The following is a 24598-nucleotide window of genomic DNA, read 5'->3' as shown; positions in this document are numbered from 1 at the left end:
CTAACTGCCCTTCGCGAGGTCGTTAAAGGCGGCGAGCACGTCATCATTGGCTTCCTTGGTACCAATAGACAGACGCATGCAGTGCGGCAGGCCGTAGGCTCTCATGTCGCGAATGACGATGCCTTTTGAGCGCAGGAAGATATCGGCTTCCTCAGCGCGCATCTCGCTGCCGAAATCGATCAGGAGGAAGTTTGCAACGCTCGGGAAAACCTTGAAGCCCATCTCTTCGAGAGCCGGCTTCAGCCGGTCCAGTTCGCTGTTATTGTGCTCAACCGACTTCGCCACGAAGGCGTCATCATTGAGCGCGGCGAGACAGGCGGCCTGCGCGACCGAGGTCACATTGAATGGCCCACGTACGCGGTGGACGGCATCAATGATGCTTTCCGGGCCATAGGCCCAGCCAAGGCGAAGGCCGGCCAAGCCATGTATCTTGGAGAAGGTGCGCGTGACCAGCACGTTCGAATAGTCGCGCGCCATATCCATGCCGTCATCATAATCGTCCTGCTGGACGTATTCGGCATAGGCGCCGTCGAGGACCAGAAGGATGTCTTCGCGCAAGCCGGCCTGCAGGCGTTTGACTTCGCTATAGGGGATATAGCTGCCGGTTGGATTGTTCGGGTTTGCAAGGAAGACGATCTTCGTTTTGTCCGTCACGCGCTCGAGCATGGCATCGACATCCGTGCGCAGGTCCTTCTCAGGCGCGCTGACAAGCTTGGCGCCGGCTTGTTGTGCCACGAGGCTGTAGACCAAGAAGCCGTGGGCAGATTGCAGGACTTCATCCCCCGGCTGGAGATAGGCGCGGCCGAGGAGCTGGAAGATCTCATCGGAGCCTGCACCGCAAACAATGCAGTCCGGGTTGATATCGAATTTCGCACCGATGGCCTGACGGAGCGCGAAGGCTGAGCCGTCCGGATAGAGCTCTAGGTGCTGCGCCGCCTTGGTGAGGGCCTCGACAGCCTTGTCACTGCAGCCAAGCGGATTCTCGTTTGAGGACAATTTCCAGCCATGGTCGAGCTTCTGGCCGCCCTTGTAAGGCGTAATCGCTAGAATGTTCGAAAGTGGCTTTGGCCCGGTCATGAGAGAGCTCCCTGTTTCAAGCTGAACCTCGTGGCCAAGGATGGGCCGAAAATCAAGTGAGAGCCTGTGAATGACCGCGCCAATCATGCTTGACAGAGGCGCATCCTGCCGACACCTCAGGCGCCATGCCGGACAACGCCCCGCCACAGACCAGCGCCCTGCGCGTGCTCACCCTGCCAGAGCCCTTGAAGCTCGATTGCGGCGAAACGCTCGATCATGTCGAGATCGCCTATGAGAGCTGGGGTGAGCCGAACGCGGACCGGTCGAATGTCATCCTGATCTGCCATGCGCTGACAGGTGACCAGTTTGCAGCATCGCCCAACCCGGTGACCGGCCGCCCTGCCTGGTGGCCGCGCGTCATCGGGCCGGGTCTCGCCATTGACACGGACCAATATTTTGTCATCGCGACCAATGTGTTGGGTGGCTGCATGGGTACGACGGGGCCTGCTTCAAATGCGCCAGACGGCAAACCTTACGGGACCCGTTTCCCGGTCATCACGATTGGCGACATGGTGCGTGCCCAGCGCGCTTTCATAGCCGCGCTTGGCATCGACAGCCTGTTCTCGGTGATCGGCGGGTCTATGGGCGGCATGCAGGCGCTGGAATGGGCCGCGCAGGCACCCGGGCAAGTTTTTACTTCCGTGCCGATTGCCACTTCGGCCCGCCATTCTGCCCAGAATATCGCCTTCTACGAAGTCGGTCGTCAGGCCATCATGGCCGATCCGGACTGGTGTGAGGGAAACTACCTGGCGCAAGGCAAGCGCCCCTCGCGCGGGCTTGCCATCGCCCGTATGGCGGCGCACATCACCTATGTTTCCGAGGGCGCGCTGAAGCGGAAGTTCGACCGTGGCCTGCAGGACCGCGAGAAGACCAGCTTCAGTTTCGACGCAGATTTCCAGGTGGAGTCCTATCTGCGCTATCAGGGCCATTCCTTCGTCGACCGGTTCGATGCCAACTCGTACCTCTATGTCACGCGGGCGATGGACTATTTCGACCTTTCATCGCGTAGTGAGGGGCGGCTTGCAGACGTCTTCAGGGATACGCCGGTCCGCTTTTGCGTTTTCTCCTTCTCCTCTGACTGGCACTATCCGCCAGAGGCAAACCGCGAGATTACCCGCGCTCTCATCGCGGCGGGTGCAGAAGTGAGCTATCTCGATATCCAGTCCGACAAGGGCCATGACGCCTTCCTGCTGGAAGAACCGATCTATGAGAGGGCGCTGGAAGGGTTCCTGTCTTCGAGTGCTGAGCTGAGGGGCATCTAGTGGTGGAGCAACGAACAGTCCGCCCGGACCATGAAGCGATTGCGCGGCGCGTACGCCAGGGCGCTCGTGTGCTTGATGTCGGCTGCGGAGATGGGGCGCTGCTGGACCTTCTGAAATCGACGCGTAGTGTCGATGCCCGCGGACTGGAGCTTTCCAGCGAGACCGCTGGCATCGCGATGGCGCGTGGTCTGTCTGTCATTCAGGGCGATGCCGATAGCGATCTGGAACTTTTTCCCGATGACAGTTTCGAGGTCGCGATCCTGTCTCAGGCTGTCCAGCAGATGCGCCGCCCGGCCCGTGTCCTTGGAGAGTTGGCGCGCATCGCACCAGAAGTCATCGTATCGTTCCGCAATTACGGTTTGTGGAGCCGAAGGCTCACGCTCATTCGTCAGGGCCGCATGCCCGCCCCCGGTCTTGCGCATGAGGATGGTGTTCTGCTGCCTGTAACAGCTCTGGACATGATCGAACTCGCGGCCCGCCTTGGCCTTGCCTGCGTCGCGGTGGCGCCTGTGCGGGGCGGGGAAGTCGGCGCGTTCCGCAACAAGGGGCTCAAGCGCCTTAACTGGGGCGCAGACGAGGTCATCCTTCATCTGAAGCGGATATGAAAAACCGGCAGGCACGTTTTGTGCTGCCGGTCGTTCAACATGGATTGGGAGGCAGGCGCTAGCCGCCGAGCGCCTGCTCGTTCTTTTCGCCCGTCCGGATGCGGGTCACGCTGTCCAGGCCGGAGACGAAAATCTTGCCGTCACCGATGGTGCCGGTGTTCGCCGCGCTGATCACAGCTTCGACCAGACGGTCGACATCGCCTGTCGCGCAGGCAACTTCGACTTTGACCTTTGGCAGGAGGCGGACTTCGTACTCCGCGCCGCGATAGACTTCGGTCTTGCCCTGTTGGCGTCCGTAGCCACGGACTTCGGAGACTGTCAGACCGGCAACGCCAACTTCGCTCAATGCGTCGATGACAGCATCAAGCCTGCTTGGTTTGAAGATCGCGGTAATAAGTTTCATGGCCCCAGAGCCTCCCATTGTTCAACATTTGTGATGAAAGCGTGACGTGACGGGTCGGTCAACGTGAGAAATTTCGACTTTCTGGCCGTTGGAACGTGCTGCCTCATTTCTAGGCAACTGTGCCACACCTTTGCGCCCGGTTGCCAGTCCTGTGACGGGTGCAGCGGCCCCGCTGCCGGGTTTTGCATAAAGATGCTTGATCGCCTCGACCATGACCGCGCCGCCCAGTCCCGGCACGGCAAACCCGCCGAAATTCTCAAATCCATCGGCTGCATGGGTGAGGAAGCGCCAGTCGATCGGCGGCAGGTGAAGCGCTGTCGTACTGGCGGTCACCTGGAACAGGTGATCGTTCAGCCACTGTATAAGCTGACGGCGCGTCCAAGGGCGGCCATGCCCGAACGGTGTGCCTTCGCTCAACGACCAGAGCCCCTTGCGGTTGGCAACGATGATGAGGGCGCGGCCTTCAGGCGCCAGCACCCGCCATGCCTCACGCATGACGGCGCGCGGGCTTTCGGCCTCTTCGACGGCATGCAGCAGGATCACCCGGTCGAAAGATCCATCCGCGAAGGGCAGGCGGTCTTCTTCAGAAATGCAGGCTGACACGCCGCGGTCGGTTCCAGCCCAGTAGCTTGCCTCACCGAGGTGTGGTGTGACCGCGACCGTTGATTTTGCCGTCAGCGACAGTCCTGCCAGCAACGGATGCGCATATCCCATCCCGAGAACGGACTGGTTTGCGCAGTCGCCCCACAGGTCGTTCAGCCGCCGGAGCAGCAGATAGCAGGCCGTCTCTCCAAGGCTGGAGGCGTAAAAATTCTCAAGGTCGCGCGCGCGCTGTCTCATACAGGCCTTGTTTCACAATCTGCCTTTGGTCTTAAATGGGGGCATGATCGAAATTCACCAGTTTCCATGCCTGAAAGACAATTACGGCTTTCTTGCGCACGACACCAAATCCGGCATGACCGTGGCTATCGACACGCCAGACGGAGAAAAATACCTGGCTGAGGCCGAGACCCTTGGCTGGACCATAAACGAGATCTGGAACACGCACTGGCATCCAGACCACGCTGGCGGCAATGAGCTGATCAAGAAAGCAACGGGCTGCCGCATCCTTGGTCCTGCCGGCGAGGCGGAGAAAATCCCAGGCATCGACCAGCATCTGTCAGGCGGCGACACGGTCCGGCTGGGTGATATGGAGGTCGTGATTGTTGATGTGCCTGGCCACACGCTTGGTCACATCGCTTACCACGTACCAGAGGCGCGGACGGCCTTCGTCGGTGATGCGCTCTTCGCGTTGGGTTGTGGCCGTGTCTTTGAGGGCGATGCCAAGATGATGTGGGCGAGCCTGTCGCGCCTCAAATCGCTACCAGCCGAAACCGTCATCTACTGCGCACATGAGTATACGCAGGCGAATGCCCGCTTTGCGCTCAGCGTTGATCCGTCCAATCCTGCGCTGGTCTCTTATGCGCAGGAAGTCGAGATGAAGCGCCAGCGCGGTGACTGGACCGTCCCGACCGTTCTCTCGCGAGAGCTTGAGGCCAACCCGTTCCTGCGGGCAGACGATGCCGAACTGCAGGCCGCCATGGGCCATGCGGGCGACCCAGTCGCGACTTTTGCGGAAATCCGCGCGCGCAAGGACAGCTTCTGACCATGTCAGCCCTGTCCGGCGACCTCGGCGCCAATGAGATTATCAGGCTCCTCGGCCTGAAGCCGCATCCTGAGGGCGGTCACTATGCAGAGATGTACCGCTCTGAGGGCGAGGGGCGTGCGGCCTGCACCACAATCTATTATCTGCTGCAGGCAGACGAAGTCTCAGCCTGGCACCGCGTCGATGCTGACGAGGTGTGGGCCTGGCACGCGGGCGGGCCGCTTGCGCTGACGCTGTCGCCGCCGGACGGTGTCGGGGCGACACCTTACAAGCTCGGTCCTGATCTTCGCGCGGGCCAGCGCCCGCAACTCGTCGTGCCAAAAGATCACTGGCAGACCGCCGAAACGCTTGGTGCGTGGACCCTGGTCAGTTGTTTCGTCGCGCCGGGGTTTGACTTTGCAGGCTTCGAAATGGCGCCGGAGACCTGGCGCCCGAAGGTCTAGGAAGAGCTTTCGGCTTCTTTCCTCCCCCGCCTGCCGGCACCTCCCCCGTAAACGGGGGAGGAGTCCCCCAGCGCAGTTGGACGTTATCCAGCCGTCAGGCCGCCATCCAGAACCAGTTCCGCGCCGTGCATATAGCTGCTCTCGTCTGAGGCGAGGAACAGCATGCCATTGACGATTTCCTGAATTGTGCCTGTGCGCCCGAAAGGCACGGCCTCGCCGGTCATGCCAGCAAGCGTCGCGTCGCGTGGCATGTTGCTCGACGTGCTCTCCTCGGTCCCGATCAGCGTGTCCCAGATCGCGGTTGAGATGATGCCGGGATGGATGGAATTGACACGGATGCCATCTTTCGCTTCGGCGCATTCAAGTGCGACTGATTTGGTAAAGCTCTTCACCGCGGCCTTTGTTGCACAATAGCAAGAGAAGTTTGCCGTCGAGCGGATGCCTGCCACAGATGAGACGTTTATGATGTTACCGATGCCCGCTTCACGCATCAGCGGCAGGGCGTACTTCACGCCAAGAAAGACACCGTCGACATTTACGGCCATCATCTTGCGCCAGAGGTCATAGTCCATCTCATGGACAAGGCCCGTCATACCGATCCCTGCATTGTTGATTAGGATGTCGAGTTTGCCGTGCTGGCTGCGGATATTGCCAATGACATTCCGCCAGGCATCTTCAGAGGTGACGTCGTGGCTTATGAAGTTTGCCTGACCGCCCGAGCCCTCGATCTCAGCGACGAGGGCCTTTCCGGCGTCCGCTTCGATATCAGTCGCTACGATTATTGCGCCTTCTGCTGCGAAACTCAGTGCAGCCTGACGGCCGATCCCCTTCGCCGCGCCAGTGATACAGACCACACGGCCTTCAAACCTGTTTGCCATGGTGTTTCTCCCTCGATTGCCGCGTTTGCAGATGCGGCTTGGAGGGAAGTCTGTTCAGCGATTGCGGCGCACTGCAAGTCTGACGCAGGGACAGATGGCCTGTCGCCTCAGCTCGGGAAACCACCAGCTTTGCTCAAGCTGGAACTCACGTCGTGACCGAGCACGGTTTCCAGCCATTTCGCTGTCTCGATCAGCTTGCCGAGGTCGAGACCCGTCTCGAAACCAGCGCGCTCGAGCATGTAGACGACGTCCTCGGTCGCGACATTTCCAGTCGCAGCTGGGGCGAATGGACAGCCGCCAATCCCGCCGCAGCTTGCATCGATAACGTCGACCCCAGCATCGACAGCCGCCGCGACATTGGCAAGCGCCGCGCCGCGCGTGTCATGAAAGTGCATGCGCAGGAAGACATCGGGCGCTTCCATGGTCACCCGCTCGATCAGCGACCTCACCTGCCAGGGTGTCGCCACACCGATCGTGTCGCCAAGGGCGAGTTCGCCGACGCCAGCGCGTTGCGCACGGGCCGCGAGGTTGCCGACAACAAGCGGATTGACTTCGCCGTCATACGGGTCACCGAAGGCCACAGAAATGGTCGCCGACAGTGGAATGCCGGCCTCATGGATGAGCGGCGCACACTGCATCAGCATGTCGGCGCTCTCGCTTGGGCTCATGCCCTGATTGCGTTTCCCGAAACCTTCGCCAGCCACAAGGACGAAATTGATCTCGTCAGCTTTCGCGTCGATGGCACGGCGCACGCCTTTCTCATTCAGGGCCAGCGCGATGTGCCGGGTTGGCTTTGATCGATCGACGCCAGCGAAGACCTCTGTCGAGTCCGCCATCTTGGGCACGGCCTTTGGCGAGACAAAACTGCCAGACTCCATCCGGCGCACGCCTGCCTCTTCCAGCCGTGTGATGAATTCCAGTTTCTGCGCCGTCGTCAGATTGCCGGGATCGTTCTGAAGGCCGTCGCGGGGGCCGACCTCCACGATGTCGATACGTCTGGTCATCAAAGGGTCCTGTTCCTATCGCCCCTGAAAGGCAGGGGCACGCTTCTCGACAAAGCTGGCGACGCCTTCCTTGAAGTCAAAGGCCGAGAAGCTGTTCTTCATCTCCTCGTCGGCAACTTCAAGACTGGCTGCGAAGTCCTGGAAATAGGATTCGCGGATCTGGCGCTTCATGATGGCGACAGAGCGGGGCGAGACCTGGGTCGCGAGATGCTGCGCAACGCCGTCGACATGCGCCTGGAGATCGCCGCCGGGCAGGGCCGCATTGACGAGCCCCATCTGCGCAGCCTCGCGCCCATCGAACTTGCGCGCCGTAAACAGCAGGTCCAGCGCATTCGCCTCACCGATGAGGCGCGGCAATAGCCAGGCAATCCCATGTTCTGCGATCAGCCCGCGCTGGGCAAAGGCGGTCGTGAATTTGGCGACTTCGTTGGCAAAACGAAGATCGGCATAGAGCGCGAAGATCAGGCCGATGCCCGCGCAAGGCCCGTTGATCGCGGCGATAATTGGCTTTGGGCAGGCATAGAGATAGCCGAACCGTCCAGGATAAAGCTGCTCGATGCCGTCCTTGTGGGCGGGCGCTTCGGCCTCCGGCGCTTCGCCGCCGCCGGACTGTATACCTTGCAGTCCCTGCATGTCTGCGCCTGCGCAGAAACCGCGCCCTTCGCCGGTGATCACTATGACGCGGACCGCATCATCCTCCCCCGCCGCGCGGACCGCCTGCTCGACCTCGCTCGCCATTTTCGGCGTCCAGGCATTCAGCCTGTCTGGCCGGTTCAGACTGATCGTGAGAACGCCGTTTTCGCTTGTTGTCTTGATCTCTTCTGGTGCGCTCATCCTGTATCTCCCTTGTTTTTCTGGCGTGATACCGGACAGACACGAGGCCTCAAGTCAATTGCTTGTCACGTTCGTCAAACGCTCAGCGCCTATGACACCGTCCAGAAGTCTTAATTCAAGCATTTCTTCGGGAGGCCCATGCAGGACCGAGATGTCCCCAGTGGTCTCAGCGACGACGGCGTGTATCTGCTCAAACCGGGTGACGTTGGCTTCGCGCAGTTTCGCGATCAGATCAGCGCGCGTGATCTTTGCTTTCAGCATCTGTTTTTCGTCGATTTCGCCGCCCCACATGATCAGCCGCGGTTGGTTGTCGACAATCATCTGCACGAAACTGAAGCGCTTTCGCAATTCTGCGACGGCGGCCTGCATTGCGAACAGGATGATCATGGCCGCCATGCCCTGTAGCAGAGGTGGATCCTTGGCGATGAAAATAGCCGCCAGGATCGACCCGGTCGCCACAGTGACGGCAAAGTCGAAGCCACTCATTTTCGAGAAACTGCGCAGTCCGAAGATGCGTGTCAGCAGGACGACAGTGGCATACATGCCAAGGCCGCCCAGAAGCACCATGCCCACCGCCGACCAGCTCGTTGCAATCCAGTCCATCATGGCTTGCGCCCTCCCCATCATTGATCCAAACAGAGCGCATGCCTGACACTTCAGTTCCCGCCCCGCTCGCTGGCCTGCGCGTCATTGAGCTTGGCCAGCTCATCGCCGGCCCGTTCTGCGCGCAGCTGCTTGGCGATTTCGGCGCCGAAATCATCAAGGTCGAAGCCCCGGATGCGCCTGACCCGGCCCGCGGCTGGGGCGCGGCCAAGAAGGACGGCCAGAGCCTTTTCTGGCCCATCATCGCTCGCAACAAGAAGTCGCTGACGCTGAACCTTCGCACCTCTGAGGGCCAGACCATCCTCAAACAGCTCGCCGAAACCGCAGACGTGCTGGTGGAAAACTTCCGTCCCGGCACGCTGGAGCGCTGGGGCCTTGGCCCGGACGTGCTCCACGCTCTCAACCCCCGCCTCGTGATCGCGCGTATCTCCGGCTATGGCCAGACCGGCCCCGAAAGCGCCAAGGCAGGCTATGCCAGCGTCGGTGAGGCCAAGGGCGGGCTTCGCTACATGATCGGCGAACCGGACCGCCTGCCAGCGCGCGCCGGTGTGTCCCTCGGCGACACGATGACGGGGACATTCGCTGCGCTCGGGACGATGATGGCGCTCTTTTCCCGTGAGAAAACCGGCAAGGGGCAGGTCGTCGACGCCGCCATCTATGAAAGCGTCATGGCCTTCATCGAAAGCATCATTCCTGAATATGCGCTCGCAGGCCATACAAGAGAACGCACCGGCCCGATCCTGCCGCGCGTCGCCCCATCCGGTGTCTATCCATGCGCAGACGGAATGGTCATCATCGGGGCCAATCAGGACACGCTTTTCCGGCGGCTGGCAGAAATGATCGGTGCCGACTGGGCCGATGATCCGCGCTACGCGACCCATGATGCGCGCGGCGACAACCAGCTTGAGCTGGATGAGAAGATCGCCGCCTGGACCGGGGAACATACCGTGGCGGACGTCCTTGCCCAGTGCGAAACCAACGCTGTCCCCTGCGGCCCGGTCAACACGGCCCGCGACATGCTGGAAGACGCGCACATAAAGGCGCGTGAGGCGATCATCCGCGTTGCTCACCCCATGCTCGGCGAGGTGCCCATGCAGGGCGTCTTCCCAAAGCTTTCCGACACTCCGGGCCGTGTCGATCACGCAGGACCGGCGCTCGGCGCTGACACAGCGACTATCCTCTCAACCCTCGGCGTTGACGCGTCAGAACAGGCGCGCCTGCGCAATAAGGGAGTCATCTGATGATGAACCTGAAACCCCCGCTTTCCGGCTCTGAACAGGACGAAGCGAAAGAGCTGCGGCCGAAATTCAATTCTGATGGTCTGATCCCCGCGGTGGCGCAGGATAGCGCGACGGGCGAAGTGCTTATGATGGCCTGGATGAACGAAGAGGCGCTCCGCCAGACAGTCGAGACTGGCGAAGCGACCTATTTCTCGCGCTCGCGTGGCAAGCTGTGGCGCAAAGGTGAAACGTCCGGCAATACACAGTCCGTCGACGAAATCCTTATCGACTGCGACCAGGATACGCTCCTTCTTAAGGTGAGCCAGAAGGGGCCTGCATGTCACACTGACCGGAAATCCTGCTTCTACCGCAAGGTCTCTCCCGATGGAGCGCTATCTTTCGCTGACTAGCCCGTCTAGATTGGCGAAACGGCTGTTTAACGGGGACTTGGATCAATGAAGAACCTGCCACTTATTTCGCTTGGCGTACTCGCTCTGGCCATGAGCGCCTGCTCTCCGGCAGAGCCAAACGGCGATGAAACCACGCCGATCCCTCCGGCGGAGGGCGAGACATCCGATGATGCGGCCACTGACGCGGCAACTGGTGAAACGCCTTCCTACGCAATGGCGTTTGAACCTGCCGAAGAGCTTCAGCTGATCAAGCTCGATTGCGGAACGATCTATGTCTCTGATCTCTATATCTTCTCGGTCGAGGGTGACTATGCCGGCCAGACCGACACATTCACCGACACGTGCTGGCTGGTCCGCCATCCGGACGGCGACCTTCTCTGGGATCTCGGGCTTCCGGGCGAACTGGTCGAGGCCGGTGAGCAGACGCAGGACGTCTTCACCGTATCGCTGGAGAAAACGATTTCCGATCAGCTGATCGGAATGGGCCTCGGCATGTCGGACGTGGAAATGGTTTCCATTTCTCATAGCCATTTTGATCATGTCGGTCAGGCAGGCGATATCGACGCTTCCACCACCTGGCTCGTCAATGAGGCCGAGTACAATTTCATGTTTCCTGAAGCTGGTGCTGAAAGCCAAGCCGAGGGCCAGTCAGAAAGCCAGTTCCCGGCGTTCGAAAACCTGACGCGCGAGACGATTGGCGACAATCACGACGTGTTCGGCGACGGCGCTGTGATCATCATGGAAACGCCGGGCCACACGCCTGGCCACGCTTCGCTTCTTGTGAACCTGCCGGAGACCGGTCCTGTCTTTCTGACGGGTGATCTCTATCACCGCGAGGAAAGCCGCGAAGGTGAAAGGGTCCCGGCATTCAATACCGATGTCGAAGAGACGCGCGCATCCATCGCAGCGTTCGAAGCGCGGGCAGAAGAGCTTGGCGCCCGTGTCATCATTCAGCATGAGCCGGCAGATACGAACGATCTTCCGGACGTGATGCGCTAGTTTTGGCTTTCGCCGGAAGCGTCTATTCGGCGCTTCCGGTATCAAGGCCGAGCAGACCTTTCAGGATCTGCACCTGCCGGTCAAAAGCCGGTGTGCCGGGCGCGACAAGTTCGACATGCCCGCCGGGAACCTCAATATATTCAGCATCGTCACCGGCCGCTGTTGCTTTCGCGGTATAGCCCTGTCCGAGTTGCGGCGGCGCGATCCTGTCGCGCGCGCTGTTCACGATTATCTGACGGACACCAAGCGGCAATAGGGCTGCCGGTGACGTGTCAGAAAAGGCGTCTACACGGCCAGTGGATGAGGGACCCGTCAGCAAGTCCATGATGTCGGAAAGGCAGCCAGCCTCTGTGACGGGCGCGGAGGCTTCGAGGTCGGCGAGGCCACCGATATTCATGACGGCCTCCGGTAAGAAGGGCGCGTCTTCGTAAAGAGGGCTTTGCTCAGCAATATTTGGCCGCGCCGCTGCCCAGAGGGCGAGGTGTCCGCCAGCTGAATGGCCGGTCGCCACAACGTTTGAGGTATCAAGACCGAGCGCCGGACCCTTGTCTTTCAGGGCATCAACGGCGCGGGCCACATCCAGGAAAGTCCCCGGATACCCGCCACCCGCCTCGTCGACGCCGCGATATTCGATGTTCCAGACAGCCAGGCCTTCATTGCGAAGGGCATCGGCGGCATAATTCATCAGCGTCCGGTCAGCGATTTCCTTTTGCCAGCAACCGCCATGGATCATCAGGACAGTCGGGAACGGGCTTTCGCCAACTGGTATCCAGACATCGACGATGTCAGTTGCGCCGGGACCTGTCGTGACGGACATATCCGGCTGTGGGAGCGGACGTCCCAGCAGGTCGCTCCACGTCAAGAGTGACTCTTCCGCTACCGCCGTCGCTCCAGTTTCTGCTATAGCGCTGTCCTCATTCAGTTCCGCGACGCTATCAGCTGGATGAGTATCGTCAGCGCAAGCAGCAAGCAGGAGCGCAGCTGCGCAAAGTTGGGATTGAATACGCAAAGGCTTGCTCCAACAGCTGAATCTCCATTGATCTGCCCGCCAAGCCGCGCAATGGCAAGAGAACCGAATGGGCCCATAAGGGTTAATGTCTGATGATCTACAAGTGCCCCTCCAGCCGCGATAGCGCGATTGCCAGCGACCGGCACGACATCCTCGCCCATGCGCGCGAAGCTTTCGATGTGGAAGGCGGCCTGATCTATCTGGTGGGGCATTCGCTTGGCCCGGCCACGCACAATGCGCTCGATGCGCTGCACCAGGCGGCCAAGTATGACTGGCGCCGCGGATTGGTGCGGTCATGGAATAGCGCCGGCTGGTTCGCGCTTGCCAAGGCGACAGGGGCGCAGCTTGCCCGCCTGGTCGGCGCGCGCCAGCAGGAAGTCATGATCGCTGACAGTGTCTCTGCGAATATCTTCAAGCTCGCATCTGCGGCGCTCTCCGCGGGTCTGCCAGCATCGGCTACCCTCATCATCGAAGAAGACGAGTTTCCGACAGATCAATACATTGCCGAAGCCCTCTCAACGCTTCAGGACGCTGAATTCCGGCGGGTGGAGGCAGGTCGGGGCATCGCTGCCATGCAGGAAACCGGCGGCGTCCTCATCCGCAGTCTCGTCAACTATCGAAACGCTGAGCGCCGTGACATGGCTGCGGAGGAAAAGCTCGCTCGGAAAGCTGGCGGCCTCATCATCTGGGACCTCAGCCATGCAACAGGCGTGATTGAGGTCGCGCTGAACAAGGCAGGCGCATGGCTTGCCACAGGGTGCACCTACAAATATCTGAATGGTGGCCCGGGCGCGCCGTCATTCCTTTACGTCGAAAAAGATCTGATCGAAAAGCTCGAAAGCCCGATGCCAGGCTGGATGGGCCATGCCAGCCCGTTCAACTTCGATCCGGAATACACCCCGGCAGAAGATATTACCCGCTTCGCCAACGGCACGCCGCCTATCCTGTCGCTTGCAGCCCTCTCAGGCGCCCTTGAAGCCTTCGAGGCACTGGACATCTCGCTCGTGGCAGCAAAGGCCCGGGCGCTGGGTGACCTTGTGACGAAGCGCGCGCGCGATATTGGCCTTACTGTGTGCTCACCGCTCCCGGGCAAGGATCGCGGCGGCCATGTCAGCTTCAGCCATCCGCATGCGCACGAAATCGTCCGGGCGCTCGCCGCGCGCAATATTCTCGCCGATTTCCGCGCCCCCGACACGATCCGCTTCGGTCTGTCGCCGCTCTTCCTGCGCTTTGTCGACGTCTGGGATGCAATGGACGCGCTAGCAGACATCCTCGAGACGGAAAGCTGGGACAAGGAAGAATACCGCGAGCGCGCTGCCGTCACCTGAGGCCGCGTTCCGCGTCAGACACCTCAAAACGTAAGCGCTGAATTGGCGACCCCGACAGGATTTGAACCTGTGACCTACAGATTAGGAATCTGTTGCTCTATCCTGCTGAGCTACGGGGTCGCGCGGATTCTGGCGATAACGCGTTTTTGGCTGTGTTAGAAGGGGTGGCGATGCGGAAGGGACTGGCACATGTGGCAGCTGCGCTCCTCATCGTTACGGCGTGTGGCAACACGGATCCGCTATCGCAGATGCAGCCGGGGGAGCGCGGCCGCGTGGTGCGTATCATCGATGGCGACGCGCTGGTCCTTGATACCGGACAGAGCGTGCGTCTCGTCGGCCTTGAAGCGCCTGCGATGAACTGGCGTGACAATGACCCTGACCCTTTCGCAGAAGACGCGTCCCGAATGCTGGAAGATATGGTCATGGGGCGGGAAGTTCGCCTCTACTATCCGGGCCTGACACGCGACCGGTACGATCGCGCGCTGGCGCATGTCGAGACGGTCGATGCCAAGGGCCCGCGCTTCTGGTTGAATGAGGAAATGCTGCGCCGGGGCGGTGCCCGCCTTCGTGTCTATCCTGACACCTCTGCGGGCAGCGACGCGCTCGTCCAGGCTGAACGCGAGGCACGCAGCGAAGAGCTGGGACTGTGGCAAGAGGCTGCTTATCTGCCTCTACAGGCACGCGCGATAGAGCGGGAGACGCGCGGCTTTCTCATTGTACTGGCAGAGCTCGGCAGCGAGGCACCCGTTCCGGCAGAAAACTATGGCGCACGCCCGGCCTGCGCCCGCTCAACGGCGGATCGAGCGCTTGTCATCGACATTGCGAGAGGCGCGGAAGCCCTTTGCGATCTGCCGGCGGGAACAGTGGGGGAGTTTCGGGGATGGGTGTCGGGTGGACGCCTTGATCTCGTCCACCCGCTCCATTTCGCGGCGCAATCGCCGGGCGACTAGCCCGCGATGTATTGCGCGCCGTTCACCGTCATGGTTGCGCCGGTGATGAAGGCGGCTTCGTCTTTGGAAAGGTAGGAACACATGGATGCGATCTCCTCTGCCTTGCCGAGGCGGCCGACAGGGATGGTTCCAATGATGCTTTCCAGCACCTTCTCCGGCACGGCGCGGACCATGTCCGTGTCGATATAGCCAGGGGCGACCACATTAACGGTAATGCCCTTCTTGGCGCCTTCCTGCGCGAGTGCCTTGGTAAAGCCGATGAGCCCGGCCTTGGCGGCTGAATAGTTCGCCTGACCGAACTGGCCCTTCTGGCCGTTGATCGACGAGATGTTGATGATGCGGCCCCAATTGCGCTCACGCATGCCATCCCAGACCTGACGGGTCACGTTGAAGGCAGAGGTCAGGTCGACGCTGATAACCTCATTCCACTGTTCCAGTGTCATCTTGTGGAACGGCGCATCACGCGTGATGCCCGCATTGTTCACGACGACATCGACAGGGCCAAGCTCGCTCTCGATCTGCTTGAGGCCTTCTTGCGTGCTCTCAAAGCTAGCGACGTCGAACTTGTAGCATTTGATGCCGAGCTCTTCCTCGCATTGGCGGGCTGCGTCCACATTGCCAGTAAAATTTGCTGCGACTGCGAAGCCGTCTGCTTTTAACCGTTCGCTGATCGCGCGTCCGATTCCTCTCGTGCCACCTGTTACCAGTGCGACTTTTGCCATATCTCTCCTCCAGGCGTGTTGCGCAGCAAAAAATTTTGTTGCGTCTGCTCAACTTGTTGTAAGCTGGGCCCTGTATAAGCCGGACGTATGATTTTGAAAGTCTCGCTATTTCATGCCATTCTTGGCTGAAATCACGATAAGAATCGCTCTCGAGGGCGAATTGAAGGGCATGAAATGACCAAGGCAACCGGGACTGACGAAACAGTCATTATCAAGAAGTACGCCAACCGGCGTCTCTATGACACATCAACCTCATCATATGTGACACTTGACCACCTCGCAGATCTTGTGCGGCGCGAAGTGGACTTCGAAGTTCGCGATGCAAAATCGGGCGATGATCTCACCCGATCCGTCCTGACACAGATCATTTTCGAGAAAGAGAACAAGGGTGACGGAGCCCTTCCGCTATCCTTTCTGCGTCAGCTGATTGGCTTCTATGGGGGCGGTGCACAAAACATGCTGCCGGCATGGCTGGATATGAGCATGAACAGTTTTGCTGAAAGCCAGGAGCGCTGGAAGAAGGCGATAGGCGGTGCCCATCCAATGGCCTTCTTCGAGACCCAGACACGTCGGAACATGGAAATGTTCGAGCAGGCGATGAAGATGTTTGCCGTACCGGGCGCTGGCTCTGCTTCAGGCGCGCCGCGCCAGGGTGAGCCGCAGAGGGCGCAGCGTTCGAATGCAGGCGCGCAGGAGTCTGCGGAAGCGCGCGACGATGCAATGTCCGCGCTGAAGGCGCAGATGGAAATGATGCAGAAGCAGCTGGATTCGCTGTCTTCCAAATCCTGAGATGAGCTTGCCGCGAGGGCGGGGGACGGGCCTAGCCCGCATCCTCGTTCAGCGCCTTCGCCGCGTAGACATGTCCGAAATCAGGCGCCTGCACGATCAGGGCGCAGTCGCTCTCGCATGAATAGGCGTAAGTGACGCTTCCGCCGGACCAGAGGCCCAGTGACTGTGCTTCGATCACCGGGTTGACCATTTTGCCGCCCCGCGCCTCATCCCGCGCATATTCGACGAGTTGCACCTGCGCCGGCGAAGGGACAGCGCCGCTCAGTGCAAACCTGCCCCCTGACATGGCCGTGATCTCGACTTCATACGGCGTATTGATTGCCTGCTGGTTTTCGATATTTGCCTCGACCGTAGATTTGCGGGTTGCCGGGCATTCCTTTTCGCCATTGTAGACCGATTGCGGCGTATAAGGCGCGCGCAGGCCAAAGCGTTCTGCATAAGCGGTCTGGCGCGCCGCCGCATCCGGAAGCGCGAGCGGGTCAGGCTCGCCAAGATAGTCCCAATAATCCACGGCCCAGGTAAGGATCAAGACATCCTCGCCGCGCTCGCTCTCTATTTCACGGAGCGTGTCGTAGGCCTTCGGGCAGACCTGGCAGTTATGCGAGGCAAACAGCTCGACCAGCACCGGCGTGTCGGCGGAGGCAGCGCCAGCGCCGCAGCTGATGATCAGGGCCGGAAGGGCCAGAAGCTTATGGATCGGTCTCATGGAGTGCGCACTTACCGTCAGACGGGATGAAATTGAATTCACTAAGGCGTGAAATGAAGGTGCCGCCCTTTCCAAAAAGAGCGGCACCTTGTTTTTACGTCGCTTCTACGTGTCTCTACGCTGCTTCGCGGGCGAGGTTGCGCAGCACATAGTGCAGGATGCCACCATTGCGGTAGTAGTCGAGCTCGTTCTCGGTATCGATTCGCACCAGCGTGGTGATGGTCTGGGTAGAGCCATCTGCCTTCTTGATGGTGACGTCGATATCCTGACGTGGGCTGACGTCGCTGATCCCGGAAATGCTGACTTCCTCGGACCCATCAAGGCCCAGCGACTGCCAGGACTGACCGTCCTTGAACTGCAGCGGAAGGACGCCCATGCCGATCAGGTTGGAACGGTGAATACGCTCGAAGCTCTCTGCGACAACGGCCTTGACACCAAGAAGGATGGTGCCTTTGGCGGCCCAGTCACGCGACGAGCCGGTGCCGTATTCCTTGCCAGCAAAGACCACCAGCTGCCTGTCTTCCTTCTGGTACTTCATCGCCGCATCATAGATGGCCATCTGCTCACCGGAAGGGTGGTGGATGGTTACGCCGCCCTCGACGCCTGGGACCATCTGGTTCTTGATGCGGATATTGGCGAAAGTGCCGCGCATCATGACTTCGTGGTTGCCGCGGCGCGAGCCGTAAGAGTTGAAGTCCGTGACCTCCACACCATGCTCCTGCAGGTACCGGCCGGCCGGACTGGACGGCTTGATAGCGCCAGCTGGCGAGATGTGGTCGGTCGTGATGGAGTCGGCGAAAAGACCGAGGATGCGGGCATCCTTCACGTCCTCTGCCTTGTCGAGATCGACCGTCATGCCGTCAAAGTATGGCGGGTTCTGTACATAGGTCGATTCCGGCCAGGTATAGGTCTTGGAGCCGGTAACGGAGATATTCTGCCAGTGCTCGTCACCCTCAAAGACGTTGCCATAACGCTCAGAGAACATTTCCGGCGTCACCGATTGGCGCATGACGTCGGCGATCTCTTTCGAAGAAGGCCAGATGTCCTTCAGGAAAACGTCGTTGCCGTCCTTGTCTTTGCCGAGCGGATCCGTGGTCAGGTTCACGTGCAGGGAACCCGCGATCGCATAGGCAACGACCAGTGGCGGCGAAGCGAGATAGTTCGCGCGCACGTCCTGGCTGATGCGGCCTTCGAAGTTGCGGTTGCCCGAAAGGACAGAGCCGACAACGAGGTCGTTCTCGTTCACAGCCTTGGAGATGGCTGGCGGCAGGGGACCGGAGTTACCGATACACGTCGTGCAGCCATAGCCGACAAGGTTGAAGCCCATCGCATCAAGGTCGTCCTGCAGGCCGGCGCGCTCAAGATAGTCGGTCACGACTTTTGAGCCCGGTGCGAGCGAGGTCTTCACCCATGGCTTGCGGGTCAGGCCCTTCTCAAGGGCGTTGCGCGCCAACAGGCCAGCGGCAAGCATCACCGATGGGTTGGAGGTGTTCGTACAGGAGGTGATGGCCGCGATAACAACAGAGCCGTCATGCACATGGTAATCGGTGCCTTCGACCGAATGCATCGACACGCCATAGGCTTCCGGGTCGGTATAGACGTTCTGGGCACCTTCATCGACGAAGCGGGATTCGCCTCTGGAGTCTGGCGTAGTGTCCGGATCCTTTGCGCCGCCACGGATTTCGTTCAGCGCGTCGCGGAATGCATTGTCAGCCTCGGTCAGCAGGACGCGGTCCTGTGGACGCTTTGGACCGGCAAGCGACGGCACGACGCTGCCAAGGTCAAGCTCGAGTGTCGAGGTGTAGACCGGATCGGCCTGTTCAGGGCGCCAGTAGCCCTGCGCCTTGGCATAGGCTTCGACCAGCTTCACGCGCTCCGGGTCGCGGCCCGTGTCGGAGAGGTATTGGATGGTTTCTTCGTCGACCGGGAAGAAGCCACAGGTCGCACCATATTCTGGCGCCATGTTGGAGATGGTGGCTTCGTCTTCCAGGGTGAGGTTCGCAAGGCCTTCGCCGTAGAACTCGACGAACTTGCCGACGACGCCGTGCTTGCGCAGCATCTGTGTGACGGTCAGCACGAGGTCGGTCGCGGTCGCGCCTTCCGCCAGCTTGCCGGTCAGCTTGAAGCCGACCACTTCCGGGATCAGCATGGACACTGGCTGGCCGAGCATGGCCGCTTCAGCTTCGATGCCGCCAACGCCCCAGCCGAGAACGGCAAGGCCGTTGATCATGGTGGTGTGGGAGTCGGTGCCGACGCAGGTGTCAAAATAGGCAACCGTCTCGCCGTCTTCTTCTTTCGTCCAGACGGTCTGGCCGAGATATTCGAGGTTCACCTGGTGGCAGATGCCGGTGCCCGGCGGCACGACGCGGAAGTTGCGGAATGCCTTGGAGCCCCAGCGCAGGAACTCATAACGCTCCAGGTTGCGCTCATACTCGACCTTAACGTTCTTCTCGAAGCTTTCAGGCCCGCCAAAGAAATCGACCATGACCGAGTGGTCGATGACGAGGTCGACAGGGACAAGCGGGTTGATGGCTTCTGCATCAGCGCCGAGCTTTTCGGCAGCGTCACGCATGGCGGCGAGGTCAACTACAGCCGGAACGCCGGTAAAGTCCTGCATCAGGACGCGGGCCGGGCGGTAGGCGATCTCATGGCTCATGTCGCCCTTGGTCTCGAGCCATTCCTTGAAGGCCAGAATGTCGGCTTTGGTAACCGTCTTGCCATCTTCGTTGCGCAGCATGTTTTCCAGCAGCACCTTGAGCGAGGCTGGCAGGCGTGACACATCGCCCAGACCATTTTCGCCTGCGGCGGAAAGCGAGTAGTAAACGTATGACTTGCCGTCGACGTCGAGCGTGCGGCGTGAATTGAAACTGTCGAGGGATGGCATCGTGGGAGTGACCTCTTCTTGCATGTGTCCGGTGGGCGCGCGCCGGTGCGCTGCGCTGGTTTGCCTGTCTCTTATAGTCGATGTGCGGCATACGCAATTGCACGGGGATGAGACTTCTTGGCAGAAAACGCAGCCACGATGAATGAGTTTCTGATCAAGGCAGTCGGACTGGGCGCAATCCGGGGTGAACGCGTCCTGTTCTCGGACCTTTCGGTTGAGGCGAAAGCGGGCGAGGCGCTTGTGCTGCGCGGGGCAAATGGTGCGGGCAAGTCCACACTTCTTCGTATGCTGGGTGGCCTGTCGCGCCCGGACGCCGGGACGGTGGAACGTCCGGTCCGCCATCACTGGATCGGCCATCGCAACGGGCTGAAGCCGCATGAAACGCCGCGCGCGCACCTAACGCACTGGGGCCGCGTGTGGGGAAGCACCGCTGATGCAATAGAGATCGCGAGCCATATGGGGATTGAGCGGCCTTTCGATGTTGCAGGTCGCCTGCTGTCAGCAGGCCAGAAGCGGCGCACCGCCATTGCACGCCTGCTGCTCGCAGATCGCCCGCTCTGGCTGCTGGATGAGCCATTCTCTGCACTGGATACTCAGGGCAAGGCGCTTGTCACCAGTCTCATCGACCGGCACCGCGCGTCTGGCGGCGCGGTAATCACAGCGCTCCATGGCGAAGCGCCGTTCGAGGCGAGCGGTGAGGTGCAGCTATGAGAAGCCCCTCTCCCCTTCGTGCAGCCTTCCGTCAGGCCCTTGGTGAGGCCTGGGCAGGCGGCGCAGGCGTGTTGCTCCCAATCGGCTTCTTTGCCGGCGCGGCCATGCTGGTCCCGTTCACGGTGGGCAGTGAGGCCAGCCAGCTCTCATCTATCGGCACAGGCATTCTCTGGGTCGCGCTCGCGCTTGCCTCTCTTGTTTCCATGGAGCGGGTCTTTCAGGCGGACCTTGAAGACGGCGTCTTGGAGCTCTGGGCGCAAGAGGAGACGCCGCTCTTCCTCGTCGCCGCAGCCAAGATCATCGCGCACTGGCTCGTCTCTGGTCTGCCGCTTGTCCTGCTGACCCCGCCCATCGGCATCGCGCTTCAGGTCGATGCGGGCGCGCTTGTGCCCGCCATGCTGGCCTATGGGCTCGGCGGTCTGGCCTTTTTCCTATGGGGCGGTGTGGCGGGGGCGCTTGCGGCAAGCGTGGCACGGGGCGGGCTACTCATTTCGCTGCTCGCGCTGCCGCTCTTCGTGCCGACGGCGATCTTCGGGGCGCTTGCAACAATTGAGGGGCCGGGGGGACCGAGCCTGCTCTTCCTCTCGGCAACGACGCTCTTCGCGCTTTCGATTGCACCTTTCGCCGCATCTGCGGCGCTGCGCTTGGCGGTCGATTGAGAGACCTTTATCAGGGGGAGCCATGATCAGGGCTTTTGCCAATCCGCATCGTTTCATGGCGCTTTCGCGCTGGCTCGCGCCTGCTTGTCTGTGCATCGGCGCATTGCTGATGGTGTGGAGCGTCTGGCAGGGCCTCTGGGTCGTGCCACAGGATGACTATCAGGGCGGCGACATCATGCGCGCCATGTTCGTCCATGTCCCGTCTGCCTGGCTCGCCATGGCAAGCTATATGGGCCTCGCTGCGACCAGCCTCATCTGGTTCATCTGGCGGCATGAGCTTGCCGACATGGCGGCAAAGTCCATCGCCCCGCTCGGCGCAGCCTATACGGCGATGTGCCTCGCAACAGGCAGCATCTGGGGCAAGCCGACCTGGGGCACCTGGTGGCTCTGGGATGATGCCCGCATGATGTCGGTGCTGGTCATGTTCTTCCTCTTCCTTGGCTATATGGCGCTGCGTGCAGCCATGGAGACGCGCCAGAAGGCAGCGCGCGCTGGCGCAATCCTCGCCATGGTCGGCGCCGTCAATGTGCCGCTCATCAAGTTCTCGGTCGATATCTGGTCGTCCATTCATCAGGATGCGAGCGTGCTGCGCCTCGACGGACCGGCCATGCCGCCTGTCTACCTGACGCCGCTCCTGATCGGCGGACTGGCGCACATGATCTTCTTTGCGGGCCTCACCATGATGCTGATGCGCGCGGAGGTCTGGGGCCGCCGCGGCGACGTTCTCATCGCGCGCAAGCTGTCGGGGTCCTGAACCATGCTTCCGGTCTTTGAACAGAACGCAGGCTTTATCTGGGCCATTTATGCCATCGGCGCGGTCGTGCCGATCGGGCTGTTTGTCTACGCGCTGATCCGCGCGCGGATCGCCAAGCGCCGTCTGGACCGTCTGCAGGCCGAAAGGGAGCAGAGCTGATGAAACGCTGGCTGCTTACTATTCCAGTGGCGCTCCTGCTCGGGCTCGGCGTTCTCGGGGCGTATCAGCTGATGCAGCCCGATGATGAGAGCTTTGTCGCCAAGGCCGACCGCAGCGCGCCTGACCGCGCCTTCCCGCTGCTAGATGCGCCAGAACAGGAGATCAGCTTTGCCACCCCGCCCGGTGATGGCCCGGTCATGGTGAACCTGTTTGCCAGCTGGTGCGCGCCTTGCCGGGCTGAGCATGGCGACATCACTGCGCTTGCAGAAACCTTTCCCGGGCAGGTCTACGGCCTTGCCTACAAGGATGTGCCTGAAGCGACGCGCGCCTTCCTGGAAGAGCTTGGAAACCCGTTCGAGCAGATTGGTGTCGACCCGTCAGGGCAGGGCGGTCTCGACTTTGGTCTGACGGGCGTGCCTGAGACCTTCGTGATCAGCGCCGACGGGCAGATCATCCTGCACGTGCGCGGTCCGCTGGACCCAGAACGCAGCCAGCAGGTCGCAGAAGCGCTCGGCGGTTAGGCCGCACCTACTTCTTTTTTTTCTTTTTCTTCTTCTTGTCGGACTTCGATTTGTCCGCCTTTGCCGCCTTGTCCTTCTTGGACTTCTTCGGCTTGGATTTCTTGCTTGTCTCGGCGCCGCCGTCCGCAGCATCTTCAGCGACCGCTTCCTCGACCTCAACCTCTTCCTCTGGCGCGCCGATGGCGGCAAGCGACAGGATGAAGCCTGCACGGCGATTGGCGCGTATCATGGCGAGCAGTTCTTTGTCTGCCGCTTCCACCCCCGGCAGGGCAGCTTCATAGACCGCACGGCCCTTTGCCAGAAGAGAGACTGCCTTGGCGCGGGCATCCTCTGGCGAGGTGGTGCGCTCAATATAGCCAGCAGCCTCCATCCGGCGGACCATTTCGGCGAGCGTCGAGCGGTCGATGCCCGTGCGGTCGACAAGGCTGGACTGGCTCTGGCCTTCTTCGGCGGCAAGCGCCGCGAGCACCGCAAACTGGCGAAGGGTCAGCCCCTGGGCCGCCAGCGCATCAGTCGATAAATTGACGGCGGCCTGCTGAGCCCGGTGCAGCAAATGGCTGGTCGATTTGGACAGATCAAAGGTCTGCGTGTCTTGTTGGTCAGCCATCTCGATCTATCCTTGCAGTTCACTTTGCTTCGTCGGTTTTCAGACAATATCTGGAAACAAACAGTGTGCGGATCAATGTGGGTTCGCAATAAACCAGCACGTTAACAGGTTGATGACACAGACAGTGGACGAGAAATTCGAGCTTGGCGTTCCGAATGGCGATGACCGTGAACGCCGGATCTGCCAGACTTGCGGCTTCGTGGATTACCGCAATCCCCGCATCGTAGCAGGCTCCGTCGTGACTAGGGGCGACCAGATCCTGCTCTGCAAGCGCGCGATCGAACCGCGCAAGGGCTTCTGGACGCTGCCAGCAGGCTATATGGAGCTCGGCGAAACGATTGAGGAGGCCGCGCAGCGCGAAGCCCGCGAGGAAGCCTGCGCCACGATTGAAATTGACCGGATGCTGGCGACCTACTCCATACCGCGCATCGGTCAGGTGCAGGTCATGTTCCGCGCACGCCTGGCATCAGACTTCGAAGCGGGACCTGAAAGCCTTGATGTGCAGCTTTTCGACTGGAAGGATATTCCCTGGTCGGAGCTTGCTTTCCCGACAGTCGTCTGGGCGCTGACGCATTATGCTGAAACACGCGGCAAGGCGGATTTCGTGCCTTATGGCAATCCGCCGAACACCGAGAAGGTTACGCGCTAGCTTCGCTTTCGCTTTTCCCAGCATCGTCATCGCTGTCGCGCAGATGCTTCATCGTATAGGGTACGTTGGCAGCACCGAAGGCGAGCGTGATCACCCAGGTGCCGAGCTTCCACCAGGTCGCCCAGGCATCCTCGAAATTACGTGCCCCGAACGTAATGCCGAGGAAATCGTACTCCCCAGCTGGCGCCCAGAGCAGGCCTGCGATGCGAAGCGGCTCTTCCAGTGGTGGCACGAAATAGCGCCACACGAATTCATTGGCGGCGGCCATGAAGACGAAATAGCCGCCCCAGCGGATCGCAAGCTGGGTCCAGGCATGGTCGGGCAGGTCGAACACGTTTTTGAACATCACTTTCCAGATGTTCGTGCCGAAGGCGAGCGAGCCGAAGATGAAACCGGCAAGGATCAGCTGCTGGATTGTCGGCTTGGCATAGATGAAGCCCTTGTCCTGCAGCACGATGCCGATAATCCCGAACGAGCCGACAATGCCGGCGCTGAGCAGCGTAAACAACGGCACGCGCCCGCCTGTCATCAGCCTGCGGGCGATGAAACCAACAGTCAGGATGATGAGAACGCCAGTCGCCCAATAAAGCGCGGTATCGGAATTGATGGCCATATCGACGCCGCCGATGGTCGTCTCGACGTCGATACCGAGCAGCCGGATCAGATTGTAGATCGCCACGAAAGCGATCACGGGCAGGAGCTCACCCCAGATCTGGTTGGCTTTGTTGGCGGCAGTGTCCAGGTCGGAGCTTTTGTCGGTCATGAAG

Annotated in this window: 29 protein-coding genes and 1 tRNA gene; 16 read left to right on the top strand and 14 right to left on the bottom strand. The window is 60.7% G+C overall.

Going from position 1 to position 24598, the window contains the following annotated elements:
• Positions 1-1077 (bottom strand): histidinol-phosphate transaminase, encoded by a 1077-nt coding sequence (gene hisC / locus O4G74_RS01045; protein WP_269400820.1) that lies wholly within the window; start codon positions 1075-1077, stop codon positions 1-3.
• 125 nt (positions 1078-1202) lie between these two features.
• On the opposite strand from hisC, the gene metX reads away from it, so the two are divergent.
• Together metX and O4G74_RS01035 are read left to right on the top strand one after the other, a co-directional pair.
• Complete coding sequence (gene metX / locus O4G74_RS01040; RefSeq protein WP_269400819.1) at positions 1203-2339, top strand: homoserine O-acetyltransferase MetX; 1137 nt, start codon at positions 1203-1205, stop codon at positions 2337-2339.
• A gap of 2 nt (positions 2340-2341) precedes the next feature.
• A complete protein-coding gene (locus O4G74_RS01035; protein WP_269400818.1) occupies positions 2342-2944 on the top strand; it encodes a methionine biosynthesis protein MetW in 603 nt (200 codons plus the stop codon).
• Between the two features lie 58 nt (positions 2945-3002).
• Here the strand turns inward: O4G74_RS01035 and O4G74_RS01030 are convergent, their stop codons facing one another.
• A complete protein-coding gene (locus O4G74_RS01030; RefSeq protein ID WP_119379642.1) occupies positions 3003-3347 on the bottom strand; it encodes a P-II family nitrogen regulator in 345 nt (114 codons plus the stop codon).
• 21 nt (positions 3348-3368) lie between these two features.
• Positions 3369-4187, bottom strand: a complete 819-nt coding sequence (locus tag O4G74_RS01025) for a class I SAM-dependent methyltransferase (protein ID WP_269400817.1) — start codon at positions 4185-4187, stop codon at positions 3369-3371.
• Positions 4188-4230: 43 nt separating this feature from the next.
• On the opposite strand from O4G74_RS01025, the gene gloB reads away from it, so the two are divergent.
• A complete protein-coding gene (gene gloB, locus O4G74_RS01020) occupies positions 4231-4992 on the top strand; it encodes a hydroxyacylglutathione hydrolase (RefSeq protein ID WP_269400816.1) in 762 nt (253 codons plus the stop codon).
• A gap of 2 nt (positions 4993-4994) precedes the next feature.
• Positions 4995-5435: a cupin domain-containing protein gene (locus O4G74_RS01015; protein WP_269400815.1), complete on the top strand. Its 441-nt coding sequence runs from the start codon at positions 4995-4997 to the stop codon at positions 5433-5435.
• Positions 5436-5518: 83 nt separating this feature from the next.
• On the opposite strand, the gene O4G74_RS01010 is transcribed toward O4G74_RS01015, so the two are convergent.
• From O4G74_RS01010 to O4G74_RS00995, 4 genes are all read right to left on the bottom strand, one after another.
• Positions 5519-6313 carry an SDR family NAD(P)-dependent oxidoreductase gene (locus O4G74_RS01010; RefSeq protein WP_269400814.1) on the bottom strand — a complete coding sequence of 265 codons (795 nt, stop codon included), beginning with the start codon at positions 6311-6313 and terminating at the stop codon, positions 5519-5521.
• Between the two features lie 107 nt (positions 6314-6420).
• Positions 6421-7317 (bottom strand): hydroxymethylglutaryl-CoA lyase, encoded by an 897-nt coding sequence (locus tag O4G74_RS01005; protein ID WP_269400813.1) that lies wholly within the window; start codon positions 7315-7317, stop codon positions 6421-6423.
• A gap of 15 nt (positions 7318-7332) precedes the next feature.
• Complete coding sequence (locus tag O4G74_RS01000) at positions 7333-8151, bottom strand: enoyl-CoA hydratase (protein ID WP_269400812.1); 819 nt, start codon at positions 8149-8151, stop codon at positions 7333-7335.
• Positions 8152-8205: 54 nt separating this feature from the next.
• On the bottom strand, positions 8206-8757 hold the full coding sequence (locus O4G74_RS00995) for a DUF421 domain-containing protein (protein ID WP_269400811.1): 552 nt from the start codon (positions 8755-8757) through the stop codon (positions 8206-8208).
• 38 nt (positions 8758-8795) lie between these two features.
• Here O4G74_RS00995 and O4G74_RS00990 point away from each other — a divergent pair, with 38 nt between their 5' ends.
• From O4G74_RS00990 to O4G74_RS00980, 3 genes are read left to right on the top strand one after another with little or no spacing between them, the layout of a single operon-like run.
• Positions 8796-9995 (top strand): CaiB/BaiF CoA transferase family protein, encoded by a 1200-nt coding sequence (locus O4G74_RS00990; RefSeq protein ID WP_269400810.1) that lies wholly within the window; start codon positions 8796-8798, stop codon positions 9993-9995.
• The gene (gene hisI, locus O4G74_RS00985; RefSeq protein WP_269400809.1) at positions 9995-10384 is read left to right on the top strand and encodes a phosphoribosyl-AMP cyclohydrolase; all 390 of its coding nucleotides are present in this window, start codon (positions 9995-9997) and stop codon (positions 10382-10384) included. The genes O4G74_RS00990 and hisI overlap by 1 nt, the downstream gene beginning before the upstream one ends.
• Positions 10385-10429: 45 nt before the next feature.
• Entirely contained in the window at positions 10430-11383 is a 954-nt protein-coding gene (locus tag O4G74_RS00980; protein WP_269400808.1) for an N-acyl homoserine lactonase family protein, read from the top strand.
• Between the two features lie 22 nt (positions 11384-11405).
• Here the strand turns inward: O4G74_RS00980 and O4G74_RS00975 are convergent, their stop codons facing one another.
• Entirely contained in the window at positions 11406-12200 is a 795-nt protein-coding gene (locus O4G74_RS00975) for an alpha/beta hydrolase (RefSeq protein ID WP_269400807.1), read from the bottom strand.
• A gap of 284 nt (positions 12201-12484) precedes the next feature.
• On the opposite strand from O4G74_RS00975, the gene O4G74_RS00970 reads away from it, so the two are divergent.
• Positions 12485-13720 (top strand): aminotransferase class V-fold PLP-dependent enzyme, encoded by a 1236-nt coding sequence (locus O4G74_RS00970; RefSeq protein WP_269400806.1) that lies wholly within the window; start codon positions 12485-12487, stop codon positions 13718-13720.
• Between the two features lie 43 nt (positions 13721-13763).
• On the opposite strand, the gene O4G74_RS00965 is transcribed toward O4G74_RS00970, so the two are convergent.
• A tRNA-Arg gene (locus O4G74_RS00965) sits at positions 13764-13840 on the bottom strand.
• 50 nt (positions 13841-13890) lie between these two features.
• Here O4G74_RS00965 and O4G74_RS00960 point away from each other — a divergent pair.
• Positions 13891-14670: a thermonuclease family protein gene (locus O4G74_RS00960; protein WP_269400805.1), complete on the top strand. Its 780-nt coding sequence runs from the start codon at positions 13891-13893 to the stop codon at positions 14668-14670.
• On the opposite strand, the gene phbB is transcribed toward O4G74_RS00960, so the two are convergent.
• A complete protein-coding gene (gene phbB, locus O4G74_RS00955) occupies positions 14667-15392 on the bottom strand; it encodes an acetoacetyl-CoA reductase (RefSeq protein WP_269400804.1) in 726 nt (241 codons plus the stop codon). The two genes, O4G74_RS00960 and phbB, sit on opposite strands and share 4 nt — an antisense overlap.
• A 174-nt stretch (positions 15393-15566) precedes the next feature.
• Between phbB and phaR the strand changes: the two genes are divergently transcribed.
• Positions 15567-16181 carry a polyhydroxyalkanoate synthesis repressor PhaR gene (phaR, locus tag O4G74_RS00950; RefSeq protein WP_269400803.1) on the top strand — a complete coding sequence of 205 codons (615 nt, stop codon included), beginning with the start codon at positions 15567-15569 and terminating at the stop codon, positions 16179-16181.
• 31 nt (positions 16182-16212) lie between these two features.
• Here the strand turns inward: phaR and O4G74_RS00945 are convergent, their stop codons facing one another.
• Both O4G74_RS00945 and acnA read right to left on the bottom strand, forming a co-directional pair.
• Positions 16213-16887, bottom strand: coding sequence for a DUF1223 domain-containing protein (locus tag O4G74_RS00945; RefSeq protein ID WP_269400802.1), 675 nt, complete (start codon positions 16885-16887; stop codon positions 16213-16215).
• Positions 16888-17002: 115 nt separating this feature from the next.
• Positions 17003-19771 carry an aconitate hydratase AcnA gene (gene acnA / locus O4G74_RS00940; RefSeq protein WP_269400801.1) on the bottom strand — a complete coding sequence of 923 codons (2769 nt, stop codon included), beginning with the start codon at positions 19769-19771 and terminating at the stop codon, positions 17003-17005.
• A 117-nt stretch (positions 19772-19888) separates the two neighbouring features.
• Between acnA and ccmA the strand changes: the two genes are divergently transcribed.
• Genes ccmA through O4G74_RS00915 form a run of 5 tightly spaced genes read left to right on the top strand, consistent with a single transcriptional unit; the run spans position 19889 to position 22575 of the window.
• Complete coding sequence (gene ccmA / locus O4G74_RS00935) at positions 19889-20482, top strand: heme ABC exporter ATP-binding protein CcmA (RefSeq protein WP_269400800.1); 594 nt, start codon at positions 19889-19891, stop codon at positions 20480-20482.
• Complete coding sequence (locus O4G74_RS00930) at positions 20479-21141, top strand: heme exporter protein CcmB (protein ID WP_269400799.1); 663 nt, start codon at positions 20479-20481, stop codon at positions 21139-21141. Before ccmA ends, O4G74_RS00930 begins: the two co-directional genes overlap by 4 nt.
• A gap of 22 nt (positions 21142-21163) precedes the next feature.
• Positions 21164-21895 carry a heme ABC transporter permease CcmC gene (ccmC, locus tag O4G74_RS00925; RefSeq protein WP_269400798.1) on the top strand — a complete coding sequence of 244 codons (732 nt, stop codon included), beginning with the start codon at positions 21164-21166 and terminating at the stop codon, positions 21893-21895.
• 3 nt (positions 21896-21898) lie between these two features.
• Positions 21899-22054, top strand: coding sequence for a heme exporter protein CcmD (locus O4G74_RS00920; protein ID WP_269400797.1), 156 nt, complete (start codon positions 21899-21901; stop codon positions 22052-22054).
• A complete protein-coding gene (locus O4G74_RS00915) occupies positions 22054-22575 on the top strand; it encodes a redoxin family protein (RefSeq protein ID WP_269400796.1) in 522 nt (173 codons plus the stop codon). The genes O4G74_RS00920 and O4G74_RS00915 overlap by 1 nt, the downstream gene beginning before the upstream one ends.
• A 7-nt stretch (positions 22576-22582) precedes the next feature.
• On the opposite strand, the gene O4G74_RS00910 is transcribed toward O4G74_RS00915, so the two are convergent.
• Positions 22583-23182 carry a MarR family winged helix-turn-helix transcriptional regulator gene (locus tag O4G74_RS00910; protein WP_269400795.1) on the bottom strand — a complete coding sequence of 200 codons (600 nt, stop codon included), beginning with the start codon at positions 23180-23182 and terminating at the stop codon, positions 22583-22585.
• A 112-nt stretch (positions 23183-23294) separates the two neighbouring features.
• Between O4G74_RS00910 and O4G74_RS00905 the strand changes: the two genes are divergently transcribed.
• The gene (locus O4G74_RS00905; protein WP_269400794.1) at positions 23295-23831 is read left to right on the top strand and encodes an NUDIX hydrolase; all 537 of its coding nucleotides are present in this window, start codon (positions 23295-23297) and stop codon (positions 23829-23831) included.
• Here the strand turns inward: O4G74_RS00905 and O4G74_RS00900 are convergent.
• On the bottom strand, positions 23821-24594 hold the full coding sequence (locus tag O4G74_RS00900; RefSeq protein WP_269400793.1) for an inner membrane-spanning protein YciB: 774 nt from the start codon (positions 24592-24594) through the stop codon (positions 23821-23823). The genes O4G74_RS00905 and O4G74_RS00900 overlap by 11 nt on opposite strands.
• Positions 24595-24598 lie beyond the last annotated feature (4 nt).

The sequence above is a fragment of the Henriciella marina genome (assembly GCF_027213945.1).
Lineage (GTDB): Bacteria > Pseudomonadota > Alphaproteobacteria > Caulobacterales > Hyphomonadaceae > Henriciella > Henriciella marina_A.
This window is presented reverse-complemented; position numbering and strand designations above follow the sequence as displayed.